At 44.7% G+C, this 20,419-nt stretch carries 18 protein-coding genes and 1 pseudogene; 17 read left to right on the top strand and 2 right to left on the bottom strand.

Annotation, left to right across the window (positions count from 1 at the left end):
- The first annotated feature begins 12 nt into the window (after window positions 1–12).
- The 14 genes and pseudogenes from CJ483_RS12860 (at window position 13) to CJ483_RS12795 (ending at window position 13,867) form a co-directional block, all read left to right on the top strand.
- Window positions 13–780 (top strand): LamB/YcsF family protein, encoded by a 768-nt coding sequence (locus tag CJ483_RS12860; protein ID WP_120035547.1) that lies wholly within the window; start codon window positions 13–15, stop codon window positions 778–780.
- 40 nt (window positions 781–820) lie between these two features.
- Window positions 821–1,273 (top strand): SRPBCC family protein, encoded by a 453-nt coding sequence (locus CJ483_RS12855; RefSeq protein ID WP_120035545.1) that lies wholly within the window; start codon window positions 821–823, stop codon window positions 1,271–1,273.
- Window positions 1,274–1,300: 27 nt separating this feature from the next.
- Entirely contained in the window at window positions 1,301–1,846 is a 546-nt protein-coding gene (locus CJ483_RS12850; protein ID WP_120035543.1) for a (2Fe-2S)-binding protein, read from the top strand.
- On the top strand, window positions 1,839–4,184 hold the full coding sequence (locus tag CJ483_RS12845; RefSeq protein ID WP_120035541.1) for a xanthine dehydrogenase family protein molybdopterin-binding subunit: 2,346 nt from the start codon (window positions 1,839–1,841) through the stop codon (window positions 4,182–4,184). Before CJ483_RS12850 ends, CJ483_RS12845 begins: the two co-directional genes overlap by 8 nt.
- The gene (locus CJ483_RS12840) at window positions 4,185–5,042 is read left to right on the top strand and encodes an FAD binding domain-containing protein (protein ID WP_120035539.1); all 858 of its coding nucleotides are present in this window, start codon (window positions 4,185–4,187) and stop codon (window positions 5,040–5,042) included.
- A 178-nt stretch (window positions 5,043–5,220) separates the two neighbouring features.
- On the top strand, window positions 5,221–6,024 hold the full coding sequence (locus CJ483_RS12835) for an AAA family ATPase (protein ID WP_259455647.1): 804 nt from the start codon (window positions 5,221–5,223) through the stop codon (window positions 6,022–6,024).
- Between the two features lie 29 nt (window positions 6,025–6,053).
- On the top strand, window positions 6,054–6,737 hold the full coding sequence (locus CJ483_RS12830) for a hypothetical protein (protein ID WP_120035535.1): 684 nt from the start codon (window positions 6,054–6,056) through the stop codon (window positions 6,735–6,737).
- A complete protein-coding gene (locus CJ483_RS12825) occupies window positions 6,671–7,264 on the top strand; it encodes a VWA domain-containing protein (protein ID WP_120035533.1) in 594 nt (197 codons plus the stop codon). The genes CJ483_RS12830 and CJ483_RS12825 overlap by 67 nt, the downstream gene beginning before the upstream one ends.
- A 5-nt stretch (window positions 7,265–7,269) precedes the next feature.
- Entirely contained in the window at window positions 7,270–8,385 is a 1,116-nt protein-coding gene (locus CJ483_RS12820) for an XdhC family protein (RefSeq protein ID WP_120035531.1), read from the top strand.
- Window positions 8,386–8,412: 27 nt separating this feature from the next.
- The gene (locus tag CJ483_RS12815) at window positions 8,413–9,039 is read left to right on the top strand and encodes a nucleotidyltransferase family protein (RefSeq protein WP_120035529.1); all 627 of its coding nucleotides are present in this window, start codon (window positions 8,413–8,415) and stop codon (window positions 9,037–9,039) included.
- Between the two features lie 59 nt (window positions 9,040–9,098).
- The gene (locus CJ483_RS12810; protein ID WP_120035527.1) at window positions 9,099–11,150 is read left to right on the top strand and encodes a sigma 54-interacting transcriptional regulator; all 2,052 of its coding nucleotides are present in this window, start codon (window positions 9,099–9,101) and stop codon (window positions 11,148–11,150) included.
- Between the two features lie 14 nt (window positions 11,151–11,164).
- A complete protein-coding gene (locus CJ483_RS12805) occupies window positions 11,165–12,049 on the top strand; it encodes a 5-oxoprolinase subunit B family protein (protein ID WP_120035525.1) in 885 nt (294 codons plus the stop codon).
- Window positions 12,050–13,026: pseudogene (locus CJ483_RS25780) on the top strand (5-oxoprolinase subunit C family protein). It begins immediately after the preceding gene.
- Window positions 13,027–13,153: 127 nt separating this feature from the next.
- A complete protein-coding gene (locus CJ483_RS12795) occupies window positions 13,154–13,867 on the top strand; it encodes a sulfite exporter TauE/SafE family protein (protein WP_120038023.1) in 714 nt (237 codons plus the stop codon).
- Between the two features lie 2 nt (window positions 13,868–13,869).
- On the opposite strand, the gene CJ483_RS12790 is transcribed toward CJ483_RS12795, so the two are convergent.
- Entirely contained in the window at window positions 13,870–15,333 is a 1,464-nt protein-coding gene (locus CJ483_RS12790; protein ID WP_182917043.1) for a sigma-54 interaction domain-containing protein, read from the bottom strand.
- Window positions 15,334–15,677: 344 nt separating this feature from the next.
- On the opposite strand from CJ483_RS12790, the gene CJ483_RS12785 reads away from it, so the two are divergent.
- From CJ483_RS12785 to phnX, 3 genes are all read left to right on the top strand, one after another.
- On the top strand, window positions 15,678–16,736 hold the full coding sequence (locus CJ483_RS12785; protein WP_259455644.1) for an iron-containing alcohol dehydrogenase: 1,059 nt from the start codon (window positions 15,678–15,680) through the stop codon (window positions 16,734–16,736).
- Window positions 16,737–16,838: 102 nt separating this feature from the next.
- Complete coding sequence (locus CJ483_RS12780) at window positions 16,839–18,176, top strand: MFS transporter (protein WP_120035521.1); 1,338 nt, start codon at window positions 16,839–16,841, stop codon at window positions 18,174–18,176.
- Window positions 18,177–18,227: 51 nt separating this feature from the next.
- Window positions 18,228–19,037, top strand: coding sequence for a phosphonoacetaldehyde hydrolase (gene phnX, locus CJ483_RS12775; protein ID WP_120038021.1), 810 nt, complete (start codon window positions 18,228–18,230; stop codon window positions 19,035–19,037).
- Between the two features lie 42 nt (window positions 19,038–19,079).
- Here the strand turns inward: phnX and CJ483_RS12770 are convergent, their stop codons facing one another.
- On the bottom strand, window positions 19,080–20,411 hold the full coding sequence (locus CJ483_RS12770; RefSeq protein WP_120035519.1) for an aspartate aminotransferase family protein: 1,332 nt from the start codon (window positions 20,409–20,411) through the stop codon (window positions 19,080–19,082).
- Window positions 20,412–20,419 lie beyond the last annotated feature (8 nt).

Raw genomic sequence — 20,419 nt, 5'->3', positions numbered from 1 at the left:
GAGGTGAACAGGATGCATAAGGTCGACTTGAACTGTGATATGGGAGAGAGCTTCGGGCTATATGAGCTGGGAAATGATGAAGAAATGATGCAGTATATTACCTCCGCCAATATTGCTTGCGGTTTTCATGGCGGGGACCCTCACGTTATGCGAAAGACGGTAGAGCTTGCCAAAAAGTATGACGTAGGCATTGGAGCGCATCCTGCATTTCCGGACCTGTTGGGTTTTGGCCGCCGATACATGACTTGCACACCCGACGAGGTAAAAGATTACGTGACGTACCAATTAGGGGCCTTGCGGGAGTTTTGCCGGGCATCAGGTGTGAAAGTTCAGCATTGCAAACCACATGGTGCACTTTTCATGAAAGCCATGGAAGACAAACCCTTAGCCCGTGCCATTCTTGAAGCTATCCATGAAGCAGATCAAGAGATGATTATTTTTGCCTTCAATCAATCGGAAGTATATGAAGAAGCACTGAAGATGGGCGTACCGGTAGCCAAGGAAGCTTATTCAGATCGCGAGCATACGGAAAGCGGCTCTATCGTCCTTACAAGAAGAGGAGCGGAAATTACCGATTATGAAGCGATGGCGAACCGTGTTGTCCGGATGGTGAAAGAAGAGAGAGTCGTTACTTACGATGGTAAAGACGTGTCGATTCAGGCGGAAACCATTTGTATTCATGGAGATACACCGGGAGCCCCAGTCTTGGCAAAAGCCATTGTCACTGCTTTAAAAGCAGGCGGCGTAAAAATCGCTCCTATTAAAAACATCATCAGGTAACCAATTAACTGAATATTAAAAAAGAGAGGGGAATGCACAGTTGAATATTGAACATTCATATACTTTTAAAGGCGTTTCGAGAGAACTTCTATGGAAAACACTCCAAAATAAGGAGGCATTGCAAAGGGCGCTTCCAGGCTGTCAATCATTCAAGGAAGTGGAAGATAATGTGTTTGATGCCGAACTTGGCATGAACATTGGGCCAATTAAAGGAATGTTTACAGGGGTTGTTCGCCAGGTGGATATTCATGAGCCAGAATCTTACCGCCTGCTTCTTGATGGAAAAGGCAAGCCGGGGGAGATAGATGCCGATGCCCAAATGAAATTGGAGGAATCTACTGAGGGAACAACACTTACTTGTCAGGCAGAAGTGAAAGTGACCGGCATTCTTGCTTCTATGGGACAACGCGTGATGGGCGGAGTAGCAAAGGTGATATTGGGACAATTTTTCAAAGACATTGAAAAAGAAACAAAGGAAATAGCCAAGCTTTAATCTTGATATTATGCAGGGGGTGCAAACATGGCAATTGAAAATCGGAAAGTGACAGTTCTTGTTAACGGGCAGGAGAAAAGTGCGGAAGTAGAACCGCGCAAATTACTCGTTCATTATCTTCGTGATGATCTTGGCTTGACAGGCACACACATTGGCTGTGATACGAGCCAATGCGGGGCTTGCACGATTACGGTCAATGGCGATGCAGTAAAGTCATGTACGATGCTGGCTGTACAGGCAGACGGCGCGGAAGTGACAACGGTTGAGGGCTTGGGAACGGTCAGTAATCTGCATCCAATGCAGCAAAGCTTTTGGGAAGAGCACGGACTGCAATGCGGTTATTGTACACCAGGTGTCATGATGGCTATGATCGGCCTGCTGAAAGAAAATCCAAATCCAACAGAAGAAGAAATTCGTGAAGGAATGGAAGGTGTGATCTGCCGCTGCACTGGCTATCAGTTTATCGTAAGTGCTGTGCAAAAGGCCGCCAAGATCATGGCGGAAGCGGCTGCTAAAAATGATCAGACAGTCATTGCTAGTCAATTAGTAGGGGAGGGGACCCATAATGGCTAATGTAGTTGGCACTCCTTTAAAGAGAAAAGAAGATCCGCGCTTGTTAACAGGAAATGGCCGTTTTTCCGATGATATTCAATTGCCGGGCATGCTGCATGCAGCGATTTTGCGAAGCCCACATGCTCATGCAAAAATAAAAAAAATCAATGTAGAGGAAGCGCTGAGTTCTCCTCAAGTGGTTGCTGTATATACAGGGAAAGGCTTGGAGGGGAAAATCGGGCCAATCCCTTCTTCCTGGCTAGTGCCTGATTGTAATTTGAAGGAAGCGCCGCAATATCCACTCGCTATTGATTATGTACGCTATGTTGGAGATGGAGTAGCCTTAATTATCGCTGATGACCGCTATGCTCTGCGGGATGCTCTTGACTTAATCGATGTGGAATATGAAGTGCTGCCAGCTGCCGTTCGTCAAAAAGAAGCCATGCAGGAAGGCGCGCCGCTCGTTCATAGTGACATTGAAAACAATATTGCTCTGCACTGGAAAGCTGGAGAAGTACCAGAAGAGGTGATTGAGAATGCAGAAGTTGTGGTACGCGAAAGCTTCTATGTTCAGCGTGTATTTCCAAGTCCAATCGAAACGAGAGCGGCCATTGGGCAATATGATCCGGGCAGTGAGGAGCTGACCTTATGGTGTACATCCCAGAACCCTCACATTCACCGTATGGTCTTATCAGGAGTGCTCGGCATTTCCGAAGCGAAGCTTAGAGTCATTGCCCCTGATATGGGAGGAGGCTTCGGTGGCAAAATTGGCGTCTATCCGGATGAAGCCTTAATTGGTTATGCCGCCCGCGATCTGGGCCGGCCGATTAAGTGGATTGAGCAGCGGAGCGAGCACTTTACGGCTTCCAACGCCGGCCGTGATGAAATCATTGATGTTGAGCTAGCAGGAAAACGTGATGGCACGCTGATGGCTATTCGTGTGAGAAACACAGCTAATTTAGGCGCGTATTTATCCACCATGGGTCCTGGAGTGTCAACGATTGACTTTGGTTTAATGATCACAGGTGCTTATGATATTCCCCATGCTTCCTGTGAAACGTTTGGTGTATACACGAACACAACTCCGACGGACGCATACAGAGGAGCGGGAAAACCAGAGGCAACGTATCAAATTGAGCGGATTATTGATTTGTATGCACGTGAAATCGGGATGGACCCTGTTGAACTGCGAAGAAAGAACTTTGTCCGTAAAGAGGCCTTCCCTTACACGAATGCTCAGGGACTCATCTATGATAGCGGAGATTATGAGAAACCACTCCAGAAAGCCCTCGAGATAGTGAACTATCAGCAGCTGCGCCAGGAACAGGAGGAGCTTCGCAAACAAGGCAAATTAATCGGCATTGGGTTCTCTACTTATGTAGAGTTATGCGGGTTTGGCCCGTCCAAAGTAGCCGGAGCCATCGGCTTCCAGGGCGGTGTGTGGGAAAATTCTACAGTGCGCGTGCATCCTTCGGGCAAGGTAACTGTTTATTCAGGCACTTCCCCGCATGGACAGGGACATGCCACGACTTTCGGCCAAATTGTGGCTGATAAGCTCGGAGTTCCGATGGAGGATATTGAGCTGATATTCAGTGATACGAGAGCCATTTCCATGAGCTGGGGCACATATGGTTCCCGTTCTACTGCCGTCGGAGGAGGAGCAGTGGCGATTGCCGCCGATCGCGTCGTTGAAAAAGCAAAGAAGATTGCTGCTCATGAACTGGAAGCAGCAGTGGAAGACATTGCTTTTGAAAACGGTGTTTTTCAAGTAAAAGGAGTGCCGGGGCAGCAGCGTACATTTCAGGAGGTTGCAAAGTCAGCCAATATGGCGTGGAACTTGCCAGAAGGCATGGAGCCGTCTCTTGAAGCACAATCGTTCTTTGACCCTGAGAACTTTGTCTATCCTTTCGGCACACATATTGTGGTCGTGGAAGTGGATAAGGCTACAGGAGAAATCCAATTGAAGCGCTATATTTGTGTAGATGACGTCGGGCGTGTGATTAATCCGCTCACAGCGGAAGGACAAGTCCATGGCGGCATTGCCCAAGGGGTCGGTCAGGCTCTCTGGGAAGGGGCTATTTACAGCAAAGAAGGGCAGCTCTTATCGGGCACATTGATGGATTACACATTGCCAAAAGCCCGTTTCTTCCCTCACATTGAATCTTCATTTACAGAAACACCGTCACCGGTGAATCCGCTCGGCGCCAAAGGAGTAGGGGAGACAGGAACGACTGCCTCTATTCCGGCAGTAATGAATGCGGTTATGGACGCGCTGAAGCCATATGGAGTGAAAGATATTGACATGCCGCTTACTCCGGAAAAAGTGTGGCGGGCGATTCAAAAAGGGGAGGGAAACTGATTGATACCTGTTAAATTTGATTATGTTCATGCTGAAACAGTTGACCAGGCTATTAAGCTGATGCAAGAAAGCAACGGAGAAGGCAAAATCATTGCCGGCGGGCACAGCCTGCTGCCGCTCATGAAATTCAGGCTGACTGAACCGGGCATTCTAATTGATATTAGCCGGATCGATCAGTTGAAAGAAGTGAGAAAAGAAGGGGATCGGATTGTTGTCGGGGCTTTAGTGACTCACCATGCTGCTTCGAAGCACCCGCTCATTAAAGAGCATGTTCCAGTTCTGGCGGATACAGTCAGCCAAATCGGCGATTTGCAAATACGCAATCGGGGTACCATTGGCGGCAACCTTGCCCACGCTGATCCGGCTGCCGATTTGCCGGCTGCTGCTTTTGCCTTAGAGGCAGAAATGATTATCCAGGGAGAAGACGGAGAGGAAAGGATGGGCATTGACAGTTTTGTCATCGGACCGCTTATTACGATGCTACCAGAGAACAGCCTTGTCACGGGTGTTTCATTCGCAATTCCGCCATCTCATACGAAATCTGTTTACCTGAAATATTTTCATCCGGCCTCCGGCTATCCAGTAGTAGGGGTAGCGGCCGTAGCAGGAACAGATAAGAATGGAGCAATTGATTACATCCGTGTAAGCATTACCGGCGTCGGTGATGTAGCTTTTCGAGCAGCATCCGTTGAACAGACATTATTAGGGCAAAAACCGTCGGAAAAAATGATTCGGGAAGCAGCTAGGCTTGCTGCTGAAGAAGGGGAAATGGGAAGTGACTTATTTGCTTCTGCCGAGTATCGGGAAAACTTATGCAAGGTTTATACGGAACGGGCATTAAGCTCTATCCTTTTATAATTATTTGAATAGATGAAAAAACAGGGACCGGTTCTCCAGTGAACAGGCCCCTGTATTTTCTTTCTATTCCTGCCATAAAGGACAGACAGGAGGGATTATCATCAATAGCAGCAGGCAATCGATAGAAAGTATTTTTCTTCAAAACGGCTATGTAACAGATCAACCGGTAGCAGCCGCTTTGCATCTTGCACAGGTACTGCAAAAGCCATTGCTCATCGAAGGACCGGCTGGAGTTGGAAAAACGGAAATGGCGAAAGTACTGGCCCAATCATTGAATACACGGCTAATCCGCCTGCAGTGTTATGAAGGTCTCGATGTTGCCAATGCATTATATGAATGGAACTATGCAAAGCAAATGCTTCATATCCGCATGTTGGAGAACAGTGGGGTTGGATTGGCCGAAAAGGAAGCAGCTATTTTTAGCGATTCTTTTTTATTAGCTCGCCCATTGCTCCAGGCTTTGACAGAAGAAAAGGCATCTCCGGTCCTGTTAATCGATGAAGTAGATCGAGCAGATGAAGAGTTTGAAGCTTTTCTTTTAGAAGCCTTGGCAGAATTTCAGATTACTATTCCGGAGATTGGCACGATCCAGGCCAAACACCGCCCGTATGTCATTCTGACATCGAACCGAACACGAGAGCTGAGTGATGCTTTAAGGAGAAGATGCTTGTATCAATGGATAGATTACCCTGATTTTGAGAAAGAAGCAGCCATTCTCCAGGCCAGGCTGCCTGCCATTAATAAACAGCTCGCTCGCCAGATCGCTCATATGATGAAAAAGATTCGGCAAATGCCATTGCAGAAAGTACCCGGTGTCGCAGAAAGCCTTGATTGGGCGGAAGCGCTTATGCTGCTTCATCGCAGCGAACTGAACGAGGAAACGGTTCAAGAAACGCTCGGCTGTTTTGTGAAGGACCGGGAAGATTGGGAAATGGTTCATGAGGCAGTAGAAAACGGAGTTCTTTTGCGCTCACAATTTTAAACCGTTCAAATAAGGAGCAGATGTATGAAATGAGCAACCTTTCGGAGCATGTATTATCCTTTTGCCGTTATTTGCGGTCGCAAGACTTCTTAATTGGATTAAAGGAAACAGAAGACAGTCTGAGGGCATTGGAAGCTATTGATATCGGTGAACATGAGCAATTCAGGTTAGCGCTAAAAATTGTTCTTTGTTCAAGCCGGGAAGAGCAGTTTGTTTTTGACCGGGCCTTTCCCTTATTTTTTGCGAATAACTTCAGCAATCAGTCCCTTGTTCCCTTTTTGTCTACCGACAAGCAAGTAGATGGAAGGCTGAATGCGGGCACGGCACGGGAACAAGTAGAAGAACGTTCAGAGAAAGCAGCGGAAATGGGTGACACAGACGCAAAGGAGAATCATTCAGTGGAAAGCGCTGTTGCAAATGGGAAGGATGAATCAGAAAAAGCGGAGAAAGAGTACAGAAAGGCATTCAGATGGTTTGCCGCTCATGCGATCAATAAGCGCCCTCGGGAGCGGAAAGTACCCATTTCATCAAGCCAGCTTTATCACATGGAGAAAGCGGCACAAAGGTTTGTTCGCCGGATACAGATTAAGCAGTCGCGGCGATTCGCGGCAATGAAGAAAGGTCGAAAGTTTGATGAACGGAGAACATTACGAAACAGCTTGCAAACAGGGGGGTTCCAGCTGCCCCTGTTTGGAAGGGCCGTAAAAAAGTAAAAGCTAAATTTGTCCTGTTGTGCGATGGGAGCCGTTCCATGGCAGCTTATACCGATCAGTTTTTGCAGTTTGCATACGCGATGACGGAGTGTACCCGTCATGTGGAAGTGTTTCTCTTTTCAACAAAGCTGAAAAGAGTCACATCGCAATTAAAAAAAGGCAGAGGCGGACAACTGCCGGTGCTAACTGTATTTGAAAATGAGTGGGGAGGAGGAACGCGCATTGGCGAATCGCTTTGTTCATTTGTGCAACAATATGGTTCTCAGATGCTGCGGAAGGAAACGGTCATTATGGTTGTAAGCGACGGGCTTGATTCAGGTAATATTGTCAACTTGCCTTGGGCAATGAAGGAGATGAAGCAAAGGACTTCCGCTGTTATTTGGCTGAATCCGCTGTTAAATATTACTGGATATCAACCGGAAGCAAGAGGAATGAAAGCGGCGCTTCCTTATATTGATGTCTTCTCAGAAGCGCAAAATCCTGAGTCATTCCAAAAATTATCTCGAACGATCACGATCCGGAGGTGAAGGCGATGTCGGAAAATAGATTAGTGATGGAAGCGGTTCATGAAGCTCGAAAAGCTGGACGAAAAGCGGCGCTAGCTACTGTTGTTCGTGTGTTTGGCTCTGCTTATCGTCGAGAAGGGGCGAAAATGCTGGTTGATGAACAGGAAAATATAACAGGAATGATCTCGGGAGGATGTTTGGAAGCAGATGTTGCAGAAACAGCAAAGAAGGTAATAGAAACAGGTAGGCCCATATTAAAAACATATGCCATGGATGAGGATGTTGTTTGGGGTCTTGGTCTCGGCTGTCCGGGCACGGTAGAAATACACATTGAACTAGTATCTGGTCAGCAGCCTGTTCTTAGTGCCTGGCTTGATTGTATAAGAAAAGAGCAGGAAGGAATACTGGCCACGATTTTGCCAGGCGGCAAGAATGAAAAGGTGCATCGCCTATTTATCCCGAAGGAGGGTCAGCCGGTTGGAACACTGGGTGATTCGAGATTAGATTGGCAAGCAAGTAATATAGCGCTCCGAAAGTTAAGTGAATCAAATCCGAAATCGGAAACTCTTATAATTGAAAGTGCAGATCAAAGGGAAGACCACGTGTTTGTTGATGTGTATATCCCGCCATTAAAGCTGATGATTTTTGGAGCGGGGCATGATGCGATACCTGTGGCTCGATACGGAGTTTCACTAGGGTTTGATACGATTGTGATTGATCAGCGTTCCTTTTATAACAGCGAGGAAAGGTTTCCTGGCACAAGGCGAATTGTTGCAGACACGACGAGATTCGCAGAAACGGTTCATATTGATAGCCGAACATATATTGTAGTAATGAACCATCATCTTGAAAGAGACCAAGAAACGCTAAAATTTGTCTTGCCCTCAGCATCTCCATATATAGGCGTACTTGGACCTCGTTCCCGGCGAATTCGCATGCTAGAGGCAATTGAAAAGGAAGGTAGCTCGTTTGAGAATAGCCAGCTTCAGAGGATGTACAGCCCGATCGGTCTCGACATTGGCGCCGCCACTCCTGAAGAAATTGCAATTAGTATTTTAGGGGAAATTGTCGCCATTAAAAACGGACATACAGGAGGGTTCCTCCAAAATTCTGAATACATCCACCAGTTCGCAAAATCTTAATGATTGCTAGAAAAAGGCGGGAGAAACATGACTGAAAATGTATACGCAGTAATTTTGGCTGCTGGAATGTCTTCAAGGATGGGCGAAGCAAAGCAGTTGCTTCCGCTTGGTGAACGCTCTATTTTACAGCATGTCATTGACCGAGTGCTAAAGGGAAAATTCACTAAAGTCTTGGCAGTAATTGGTCATGAAGCTGCCGCTGTTCAAAAAACGATTCATATTGAAGACAAAAGGTTCGAATGGGTCGTCAATAAGGATTACCAATTAGGCCAAAGCACCTCGTTAAAGACCGGGCTTCAACAACTTGCCCTGTCACAAGTGAATGTGATGATTTTCCTTGGCGATCTCCCATTTATATCAGAACAGACCATACATGCTATTTATGAAAGTGGTTTAAAAATGCTCGACGAACATACAGAGCCATTTATGGTTCGCCCGGTATACCAAAGTGTTCCGGGGCATCCAGTATTTTTGGGAAGGGTTCATGAAGAGTTGTTTTCAAGAATGACTGGTGACCAGGGGGCAAAATCAATGCTTGAGAGCTTCTCTTATAAAGAGCGAGTGCCAGTAGAAGATGAAGGGATTATCATAGATATCGATACTCCAGAAGCCTATCAAGAAGCAAAAAAGCAAAATAATAAACTGAGAATTTAAAATAGATAGTATACTATAAGGGATAAAAGGTGCTTTTTTGTTGTGACGGGAGGGGTATGTTGATTATTTGGAAAGATATTCTCAAGCCAATTGGTGTAGTGGTCGATACGGAAAGCACATTAGAAACTGTTATTCAACGGCTCACAGAAAATAAGGCCGACACAGCTTTTGTAAAAAGAGAAGGAACGCTTGTCGGTTACTGTACGATGCAGCACATAATGGAACAAGTCGCACATTCAGGGCAGTTGCACGTTCCTATTTCCTATAAGAGCGATATATTGAAAGTACCTCAGCTTTCTCCTGTTCAGTTTTCCCATAATATTTCGATGATTATCGGTGAGGATCTAAACAGAGAAATAGTTGGCTATATTGCCGTCGGAGAGGCAAAAAGCAAAATTAACGAGCTGGAGCTAATACAATTAAATCAGCTGCTGCATGGCTCCGGAGTGGGCATTATTAGAACAAATATTCATTATGAGATCGAATTTATTAATGAAACAGCAGAAAAGATCTTAGGAATGCCTAGCTCATTTTTACTGTTTCGAAATTATAAAACACTGCTAACAGTCGATAAAGACCTCGATCGGGTGATGAACGGAGAAACACTTGTCAGCTTAAATAGCTCAATTAATTTTAAACAAATGAGCGGGAATTTCTACCCGCTCAGGATTAATGGAAAAATAACTGGTCTTGTCCATATGTTTTTTTTGCGCGAAGTATTTGAGGAGGCTGTGCAGGAGCTGGACTTTGTCCGCAATTTATACTCTGATCTCCAGGCGGTCTATTCTTCTTCACAAGAGCAAATTCTCGTGATCGATGAGAACGGAAAAATCATCCGTGTAGCTGGTCTCTTTTTAAGCAATTTCTGGAAAGTAGACAAGCCGGAAAGAATTATCGGCAAGTATATCAGTGAGTTTACAGCGAAAAATATTTTTCAGCCGGATGTGTTCAAGTTATGCATTAATCAAAAGAAAAAGGTAACGGCACTTCAGGAGGCAACTGGAGGGAGAAGGATATGGTCTGTGGCTACTCCAGTATACCATGAGGGGAAGCTGGAAAAGGTAGTCATCCTGTCAAGAGATATCTCTTACAACCGGGACGAACGTTCCTTTTCTGAGAAAGCAGTCGGTGCAGATATAACTGATAAGCTTGCCTCTATTAACGTGCAAGGAAAAAAACTCGTGTACCGATCCCAAAAAATTGAAAACTTATTAGCTGAAATGCAGCGGGTGGCACAGATGAATTCCACTGTTCTACTTGAAGGTGAATCAGGTGTCGGAAAGGAAGTATTTGCTCACAAGATCCACTCAGCAAGTACCAGGAAGGAACAACCGTTTATCCGTGTGAATTGTGGGGCAATTCCAGAACAGCTAATTGAAAGTGAATTGTTTGGATACGAGAAAGGCGCCTTTACCGGGGCGGATAGAAATGGAAAGGCTGGTCTCTTTGAGATCGCCCATAACGGCACTATTTTTCTGGATGAAATTGGTGAATTGCCGTTAACAATGCAGGTAAAACTGCTGCGGGTTTTACAAGAGAGAGAGATTACGAGAGTCGGGGGCACCCGCACGGTAGCAGTCGACGTAAGAGTCATTGCCGCTACTAATAAAAGCTTGCAGAAAATGGTCGAAGCAGGCGAGTTTAGAGAGGATTTATATTACCGGTTAAATGTCATTCCTTTTGAAATTCCGCCATTAAGGGCAAGGAAGGAAGATATTTTTCCGCTTGCTATCTTTTTTCTGGAGCAATTCAAACGAATGTATGAAATTAAGAAGAGCTTTACACCCGAAGCAATTGAGGTGCTGGAAACATACGACTGGCCGGGAAATGTCCGAGAGCTTCAAAATATTATTGAAAGATTAATTGTGTTAAGTGAGGATGAATGGATTCAGCGAGAGAATGTCATTAAATCACTTTACGGCGATGGGCAGAAGAGAGAAAAGCCGCCATTCGTTTTTGAAATCATGCCATTGAAAGAAGCTGTAGAGAAGCTAGAGAATCAATTAATTATCCGGGGTATGCAGAAATACCGGACAGCTGCTAAATTATCGGAAGTACTCGGGGTAAGCCCGGCTACGATCAGCAGGCGGATGAAAAAGTTGAAAGAATAAAGAGGTGGAGCCGATTGTTTAACCTGCCCGAGACAAGTTTTCACTTTTGTGGAGACGAATACATTTATGCAGAAATTTCCCGCGATATGAGAGTGGAAAGTAATTTTAAAGCACTTGCTGTAACGGAAGAATTGAGGAAAAGAAATATCCCTGGAATTATTGATATTGTTTCATCCAACGCCTCTTATTTAGTACGGTATGATCCAGATGTTATCTCTGCAAGAGACCTCGTTGATTATTTAAAAGAAATTGATTTCTCTAAAAGTGATCCGACTACACTTGATTTATCTGTCCGGATGGTGGAAATTCCGATCTGGTATGACGATCCCATCACAAAAGAATATTCCCGCCGCTTTAGAAACCGCCATCAGGAGCCGAATCTCTCAAACTTTGATTATGTTATGAAATTAAATGGTTTTACCGAAAAAGAAGCTTTCATTGAAAGGCATTCAAGTGATCCTTATTTGATTACAATGGTCGGTTTTCTGCCTGGGACTGCCTGGCATTTCCCATTAGGGGTCAAGCCGGATGAAATTATTCAGGCCCCCAAATATAAGAGTCCGAGGACGGATACCCCAGAAAAAAGTGTAGCCATCGGCGGGGCCTTCAATGTTATTTATCCTGTGAAAGGGACGGGCAGCTACCAATTAATCGGTATGTCTGCTGTTCCGGTAGTGGACTTATCTAACCGACTAATAGATTTAAAGGATACTTCTTTTTTAGCAAGACCGGGGGATGTTTGGAAATACAGACCGGTCAATGAATCTGAATACACTGCGATTGAAGAGGAAGTAAAGAGCGGCCGTTACCGATACAAGATGAAAGATATTGATCTTTCTCCAATGGAATATATGGCAAAGGGGAAAACGTATATTTATGAATTAATGGGGGATTTTTAAATGATTAAAATTAAAAGCCCGGGTTTATGGACCACTGTACAAGACATGGGGCGGGTAGGGAATTATCATCTAGGTGTTCCGTCTTCAGGAGCGGCTGATAAATACTCATTTATCATTGGAAATCTTCTCGTCGGCAATCCAATTAAGTTTGCCGCATTGGAAATGACGTTGATCGGCGGGGAAATGGAATTCCGCAAAAACACGATTGTTGCTTTAACCGGGGCGCCGATGAAGGCTTATTTGAATCAGCAGCTCGTTCCGTTTTGGGAGACGATCCAAGTAAAGCAAGGGGACACTCTCACTATTAAGAAATGTGTCAAAGGGGTAAAAAGCTATCTCTGTGTGTCAGGCGGCATTCAGGTGGATGAAGTGTTTGGCAGTAAATCTACCTATGAAACCAGTAAGATAGGAGGGTTTCAAGGGAGAAAACTGGCAGCCGGTGATGAAGTGATGATTAATGAACCGTTGCCGGGAGCGCTTAAGCAAGTTGGCAAATCAGTTCCTCTGGAATTCACTCCGTCGTTTGATTCTTTTCAGGAATTAAGAGTAACGCTGGGTTGTCTGGCTATTTATTGAGCGATCAAGGACTAAAGGAGTTCTTAAATTCCGAATGGAAGGTCTCGCCTGAATCGAACCGTGTAGCTTATCGTTATACGGGAGCAAAAGTATCTTTAACCCAGCAAAACCCGCCGTTCGGTGCGGGCAATAGCTTTTCCAACGTAGTGGATTTTGCCTATCCAATTGGCTCCATTATGTTTCCTAATGAGGAAGAGCTTATTGTATTACATAATGATACCGCCACAGGTGGCGGCTTTGTCACGATTGGTACTGTTATCAGCCAAGACTTGGATCTGATTGCCCAGTCAAGGCCGCACTCATTCTGCCGCTTTATCGCTGTGACGATCGATCAGGCGATGGAGGCGCGCAAAGAGCGGCGAGAAAAGATCGATAAAATAGAAGCAATGATGAAAAGGTAAATAGCTTGTCAGGCACAGAGACCATGAATAGCAGGAGTTTAGCCTCTATTCATGGTTTTTATGTGTTGTGCAACGGCCAATTATGGTAAAGTGAACACTATTCCGGTAAGGGAGGAGTGGATTGGAAATGATTTTTTCTTTTGCTGTTATCGTTTTCGTTGCTTCCATTTTGCAAACGAGTACAGGATTTGGCTTTTCTATTATGGCGACCCCTTTTTTGCTCATTTTATTTGAACCGAGAGAAGCCATTCAAATTAATTTGATTCTCTCCCTCGTTATTTCTTGTGTATTGATCCAAAAAATAAAAAAAGATACAGATAGCGGATTGGTGAAAAGATTTATCATTGGCAGTGCTGTTGGTCTCCCGATAGGAATAGTGATCTTTTTGTTAGCGGATATAGATAAATTGAAGATAGGTGTCAGTTTGCTTATTTTAAGTTTCACTGTTTTATTAATATTAAAATTTCGTATCCGTCAAACAAGAATAAGAGATTTGGCTGCAGGCGGCTTTTCAGGCATACTTACAACCAGCATTGGCATGCCAGGACCGCCCGTATTGTTGTATTTTTCCGGTATTGACACTGGTAAAGAACGGCTGCGAGCGACCACCCTTGCTTTTTATTTATTCATTTACTCAGCAAGCTTGCTCATTCAAATTTTATTTGTTGGCACGTCAAAAGCGATTTGGTTGTCAAGCGCTACTGCTCTGCCCCTTGTTCTAGTTGGTTTATTTATAGGAAACAGGCTATTTATAAAAATTAACCAGCGGATCTTTCAAGCATTCTTATATGCCCTTTTAATTTTTACCGGTGTTTATTTACTCTTAGAAAGCTGGCAATAGGATCAATTGTCTTTCGACGGATAGGTGATTCCGAGCCGTTTCATTCTGCGAATTAAATTCGCATGGTCGATACCGAGAGATCTGGCAGCAGAACGTATACTTTTTGAAGAATGGAGAGCGTCTGTTATTTTTTGTGATTCAAATAAAGCGAGTGCTTCTTTCAGATTTGGTTGATCGGTAGAAATGGACTGAGGATTTCCTGATGCACTTTCGAAAGCAGCGGTACTATATCCTCCGTGATCTTTCATATGTTCCGGCAAATCACGAGGAGTAATAGAAGATAAAGGTGTAGAAACAACAAGAAATTCAATAACATTTTTTAACTCCCGTATATTTCCCGGCCAGGGATAATGGGTTAGAATTGATAAGGTATCTGGAGTCATATGTTTATCTAAATAATATTTGCTGCAAAATTTTTTTAAATAATGGTCAATGAGCGGCGGGATGTCCGCTGTCCGCTTTGACAATGGCTGCATCGGCAGATGAACAACATTAATACGGTACCATAAATCTTCACGAAATTGCTTATTATAGACCAGCTCTTTTAAATCCTGGTTTGTAGCACAGATGAGCCGGAAGGAAAGGCGTTTTGGCTTCACTTCTCCAATGCGGGTGATAGATTGATCTTGCAAGACACGCAGCAGTTTTACTTGCATCGGTAAGGGAAGTTCACCAATTTCGTCCAATAAAATTGTACCCTTATTAGCTTGCTCAAAGAGACCGGGTTTTCCTTCTTTTTTCGCGCCTGTAAATGAGCCTCCGCTGAAGCCAAACAATTCGGACTCAAACAGTTCTGGAGGAATAGCTGCACAGTTTACTTTTACAAAAGGCTGGTCTTTTTGGGAACTGTGTTGATGGATGAAGTTGGCCAATACTTCTTTGCCTGTTCCTGACGGTCCTGTAATCAGCACAGGCGTAGGGAAAGCAGCAATTCTTTTTGCTTGCTCAACTAAGTTCTTCATTTGTGTGCTCTTGAAGATGATGAGGGAATCTTCATTGTTTATGGAGGAATGGATAGGCTGTTCTGCACTCTTCTGTTCCGCTTCCCTTAGTTGATTTTGCAAGTGGTTTAAATAGGTCAGGTCGCGGACACTTGTAACGACCATCTTCACTTTTCTCTTCTCGCTATGTTCATTGTCAAATACAGGGGTCGCTGTCACAACAAAATACTTTCGCTTTTTAATTTTTTGCATGATTGTCGTAGTTTGTTTGGTTTGTAGTGCCATGTAAGCAGCAGAGCGGTCAAAGTATTCTCCAAAGACTAAATCTTTAATGTGCTTACCGACGACTTCATCTCGGGAGATTCCTGTCATTTCCTCATACGCTTTATTCACTTCTAAAGTAACGCCTTGATGATCCACTACATAGAGGCCGTCAGAAGAAAAATTAATAATCGTCCTCATTTGCTCATTTGTCTTTTCTAATTGATTTATTTTTTGAATGAGCTCGTCTGCTATAACATCCATTCCCATACCTCCTTTTTGTGTAGTCGTTTTATCACCAACCCGGTGTTAAAATAACACCGCTTTATCAGAATATTTAACAAATATTCTGATTGTTGTCAATATTATGATACTGGCATGATTCTTGTATTGGTTAATAGTAAGCACCCCTTTCTGTAAGGAAGCACAGATAAATGGGCTTGTTAACTTATTTTAAAAGGAGAGATTTATATGCCAACACTTGATTTGTCAAGACATATTGTTATTGAGAGCGGAGCAATAGAGCGTTTAGATGAGTTAGTGGCAGCAAAAGGGGGAGCCGGGTCTTTGTTATCATAGATTCTTTTCTGGCAAGTCCGTCTGTAAAGTTGCACGAAAAAGTAACAGCTATCTTTTTAAAGAGAGGTTTTGCCTGCTCATTTTTCAGCAATTATGCAGGTGAGCCTACAACCAAAAATGTAAAAGAGGCTGTTCAGCAGCTGCAATCTTTTCAAGCAGATTGTGTCGTTGCTGTCGGGGGAGGCAGCGCGATTGATCTGGCAAAAGCTGTAGCCGTATTCAGCAAAAACAACGAAATCAAATGGAGTGAGATTTCCTGCCAGCAGCAGCTAAAGAGGTTGCCTTTAATTGCCGTGCCAACTACAGCAGGTACCGGATCGGAAGCAACAAAGATTATGGTTATCACAGATCCCGTAACGAATGTAAAAATGAACCCGAGCCATCCAGACCTTATCCCGGATGCAGCTGTGTTGGATCCCGAACTTACGGTGAGCCTGCCGCCCAGTTTTACTGCTTATACTGGCCTGGATGCGTTAACCCATGCGGTTGAAGCCTATGTATCTAACCGTGCTTCACAGATGACCGATTTGTTCGCTCTAGAGGCCATTCGACAAATCGGTCTGGCTTTGCCAAAGGCGTATGAAGATGGAAGAGATAGCGACTCGCGTAAGGACATGATTTTGGCTAGCTGCTATGCGGGTCTTGCTTTTTCTAATGCTTCTACTAATCTGGCGCACGCGGCCGGAAGACCGCTTGGCGCTCAGTTCCATATCCCGCATGGTTTAAGTGTAGCTTTGCTTCTTCCTTTTGTTCTCGAGTTCGGTTTGGAGTCTTGCCCAGAGCGTTACGCAAAGGTTGCGGTAGCTCTCGGAGCAGATCCTTCATTAAGTACAGAAAAGCTAGCGCAGGCATCTATTCATATCGTTGAGGATTACAATGAACGCTTTGGGATTTGGAAGGATGCCAGCAAATACCTTCAGCCTGAACAGTTGATGCAAGCCATTCCGTCTCTGGTTATTGATGCTCTTTCAGGAAATGGGATTGATACGAATCGAAAAGTTCCGGCAGATCAGGACATAGCAGGAATTTATGAAAAGTTAGCAGAAAAAATAAAAGAAACAAGCCAGCAGACGCTCTTAAATAATTAATAGATTATTTATGTATGTTTTTGCAAGCGCTTTCGTAAAAATAGAAAGCATGTAAATGATGGCCGTAGCATTGTTTGATTCTAGAAATGGGGAGGGAAAAAAATGAACAAAGCAGAAGGAAAGATGTTGAAGCGTGTGGTTGGTGCCAGTTTGATAGGTTCAACAATTGAGTGGTATGACTTTTTCCTCTATGGAGTCGTCGCAGGCATCGTTTTTAACCACTTATACTTTCCAGCGGATGATCCGTTTGTCTCTACTTTGTTAGCCTATGTGACCTTTGCCGTTGGTTTTATTGCCCGTCCAGTTGGCGGTGTCATCTTTGGGCACTTTGGAGATAAAATAGGCAGAAAAAGTATGCTCGTTCTTACGCTGTCTATTATGGGCGGGAGTACAGTGCTTATCGCTTTTATTCCCACCTATGATCAAATAGGCGTATGGGCACCTATCTGTCTACTCTTTTTAAGAGTCATGCAAGGGATCGGCTTAGGAGGGGAGTGGGGAGGGGCTGTTTTGATGGCATATGAGCATGCCCCAGACGCCAGAAAAGGATTTTATGCCAGCTTTCCGCAGATTGGCTTATCAATAGGGTTACTGCTTGCTTCCGGTGTTGTCGGGTTTCTCTCCTTTACTTTATCAGAGGGGCAATTTATGGCCTGGGGATGGCGGCTTGCTTTCGGGCTGAGTGCCATTTTAATTTTCTTAGGTATGTGGATTCGATTAAACGTATCAGAATCACCGGAATTTACAGAAGTGAAAGAGACAAAGAAAGAATCGAAAATGCCTATTAAAGAGATGTGGCATAACAATACCGGCAATGTGCTTGCCGGCATGGGAGCAAGATACATTGATGGGGTGTTTTTTAATGTGATGGGTGTGTTTTCTATTACCTATCTGACCGGCACCTTGCAAATCTCCAGGACAGATGCTTTGCTAGGCGTATCGCTTGCTGCCTTTGTTATGTGTTTCTTTATTCCGATTTTTGGTCATATTTCCGACCTTGTTGGCAGAACTCGAACATACTGGATCGGCAGTCTGATCACCGGCCTTTCCGCATTGCCAGCCTTCTGGTTCATGTCACAGAGCGGTGGAAGCACGACCGTTATCTGGCTGTCTATCATCATTCCGTTTGGTATTCTCTATGCTTCCGTTTATGGGCCGGAAGCCGCTTTATTCGCAGAATTATTCGATGCTAAAGTAAGATACACCGGCATGTCTTTTGTTTATCAGTTTTCTGGAATATTCGCGAGCGGTCTAACACCAATTATCGCCACTGCATTGCTTGAATACAATGATGGAAGCCCATTGCTGCTTGCCCTTTATGTAGTTTTCGCCGGAGTTATTAGCGCAATTTCAGTCAAATGGATCAACATCCGGCAGCCTGATTTGATGCAAAGGGGAAGCAATGGCAAAAACAGCAATATAGAAACGACAGGAAGCTGAAGACTTCTTAACATAAAGGAGGTTAATAGATTGAACAGGTTCTCTCCACGGATTGAAGGCGTGATTTTTGATTGGGCTGGAACCATGGTTGATTATGGCTGCTTTGCTCCATTAGATGTGTTTAAAGAAGTGTTTAAAAAAAGAGGGATAGATGTACTGGATGAAGAAGCGAGGGAACCAATGGGACTTCAAAAGAGGGAGCATATTCAAGCAATGTGCCGGATGGATCGGATTGCCCACCTATGGAAGGACCGCTATGGAAGAAACCCGGATGAAAATGATATTGATGAGTTGTATGCCGACTTTGAGCCTATACTGTTTGCTAGCCTCCCGGCTTATTGCAGTCCCGTCCCTGGAGCAGTTGAATTAGTTGGACGGTTACGGGAAGAAGGAATCAAAGTTGGTTCAACGACCGGTTATACCTCAGAGATGATGGCCATTGTCAAACGAGAAGTGAAAAAGCAAGGCTATGTCCCCGATTCGCTCGTTACATCGAGCCAGGTGCCCGCCGGCCGCCCGTTCCCCTGGATGTGCTACCACAATGCGATCAATCTAGGGATTTATCCAATGAATCGTATGGTAAAGGTGGGGGACACGGTGAGCGATATTCAGGAGGGGCTCAATGCCGGGGCCTGGAGTGTAGGAGTCATTAAAGGAAGCAGTGAACTGGGCCTCAGAAAAGAAGAGGTGAAGGCGATGGAGCCCGCATTGCTGGCTGAGAAAATGGAGGCGGTGGCTGAAAAGTTTAAAAAAGCGGGGGCCCATTACGTTATTGAGAGTATTGGGAAATTGGACGGGGTGCTCTCGCAAATTAATATGCGGATGGCTAACGAAGAAACACCTACATTAACAAGCTTTTAATAAATAAAAGACTGGAACCTGGTAAGGTTCCAGTCTTTTATTTTAAGCCCATCCTGCAAACTGTCTTACTTTATCCCAGTTGACGTTGCCAGATTCTACATCGTGGAAGGCTTGATCAAGAATATGAAGCGCCTTGGCAATCTCTTCCCGGCTGATCGTCAATGGTGGAGTAATTTCCAACACATTTCCGTAGATGCCTACATAATAAATGAGCAGACCTAATTCATACGCCCGGTAACAAATGGCTGCTGTTATTTCGGAAGCAGGAGTTTTTTTCGACCGGTCTGTCACGATCTCTACTCCAAGTGCCAGACCTTTCCCGCGAACTTCCCCTATAAATGAATATTTTTTCTGGAGGGAAAGCAATCCTTCCATGAAAACGTCCCCATTTGTCTGCGCCTGCGTTATTAAACCTTGCTCTTCAATGAGACGAATGGTTTCAAGCGCAGCCGCTGTACAAAGCGGATTGCCACTTGTGGTGAACATGTGGCCCGCTGTCACCGAGTCTAGTATCTCCTCGCGTCCGACTACTGCACTAATAGGCAGGCCGCCGCCGAGTGATTTGCCAAGAACGACCGCATCAGGAATGACAGGAGAGTGTTCAAAGGCAAACCATTTCCCTGTCCGCCCCATGCCAACCTTTACTTCGTCAATAATGAGGTAAATGCCGTGTTGGTCACAAATTTTTCTTAAAGCAGAAAGAAAATCAGCGGGCAGCAGCACAACGCCTCCATCACTTTGGATAGCTTCAATAATAATACCGGCTGTTTCTTCGGGCGGACAAATTGTAGCAAATACTTCATTCATAAAATGGAGCGTCTGCTCCGTTAACTGCTCGTTAATGCCGCTAAAAGGCCGGTAAGGATTTGGATAAGGAAGCTTAACAACATTTCCTCTTCCTTCAAATTTTGCTTGGGCGGAATGCCCGGATAAGGACAATGCCCCCATGGTCTGCCCGTGGTAAGCCCCCATAAAAGCAATCATCTTCGGCCTTCCGCTAGCAGCGGGGACAAGCTTGCTGATTAAGTCATTGGCATCCGAGCCTGAATGTCCGAACCAAACTTTTTTGGAGAAATCTCCCGGAACGATTTGAGTTAATTTTTCAGCCAGATCCACCATCGTTTGGCTCGGAGCGCTTAGTTGAGTAGTAAAAGAAAGCTTGGCATACTGCTCCTTCAGTTTTTCAGCGATAGATTCTTGTCCATAGCCGATGTTCGCTACGGCCCATCCTGCCGTTAAATCAAGGAATGAGCGGCCATTCTCATCGAATAAATAACAGCCTTTTCCCTTTGAAACAGTCATCGGATGAAATCTTAACTTTAGCGCATCGGAAATAAATTGCTGGTCTTTAGCAAGTACAGATTGCTTCTCCATACATATCC

It is taken from the genome of Bacillus sp. PK3_68, assembly GCF_003600835.1.
GTDB lineage: Bacteria > Bacillota > Bacilli > Bacillales > Domibacillaceae > Pseudobacillus.
Note: the sequence above shows the minus strand (reverse complement) of the source record. Positions and strands in the feature narration are given on the sequence as shown.

Bases quoted from the DNA above. Each gene is read 5' to 3' on its own strand.
- CJ483_RS12860 (WP_120035547.1), top strand. From the start codon at position 13: ATGCATAAGGTCGACTTGAACTGTGATATGGGAGAGAGCTTCGGGCTA.
- CJ483_RS12850 (WP_120035543.1), top strand. From the start codon at position 1,301: ATGGCAATTGAAAATCGGAAAGTGACAGTTCTTGTTAACGGGCAGGAG.
- CJ483_RS12845 (WP_120035541.1), top strand. From the start codon at position 1,839: ATGGCTAATGTAGTTGGCACTCCTTTAAAGAGAAAAGAAGATCCGCGC.
- CJ483_RS12830 (WP_120035535.1), top strand. From the start codon at position 6,054: ATGAGCAACCTTTCGGAGCATGTATTATCCTTTTGCCGTTATTTGCGG.
- CJ483_RS12820 (WP_120035531.1), top strand. From the start codon at position 7,270: ATGTCGGAAAATAGATTAGTGATGGAAGCGGTTCATGAAGCTCGAAAA.
- CJ483_RS12815 (WP_120035529.1), top strand. From the start codon at position 8,413: ATGACTGAAAATGTATACGCAGTAATTTTGGCTGCTGGAATGTCTTCA.
- CJ483_RS12795 (WP_120038023.1), top strand. From the start codon at position 13,154: ATGATTTTTTCTTTTGCTGTTATCGTTTTCGTTGCTTCCATTTTGCAA.
- CJ483_RS12790 (WP_182917043.1), bottom strand. From the start codon at position 15,333: ATGGATGTTATAGCAGACGAGCTCATTCAAAAAATAAATCAATTAGAA.
- CJ483_RS12780 (WP_120035521.1), top strand. From the start codon at position 16,839: ATGAACAAAGCAGAAGGAAAGATGTTGAAGCGTGTGGTTGGTGCCAGT.
- CJ483_RS12770 (WP_120035519.1), bottom strand. From the start codon at position 20,411: ATGGAGAAGCAATCTGTACTTGCTAAAGACCAGCAATTTATTTCCGAT.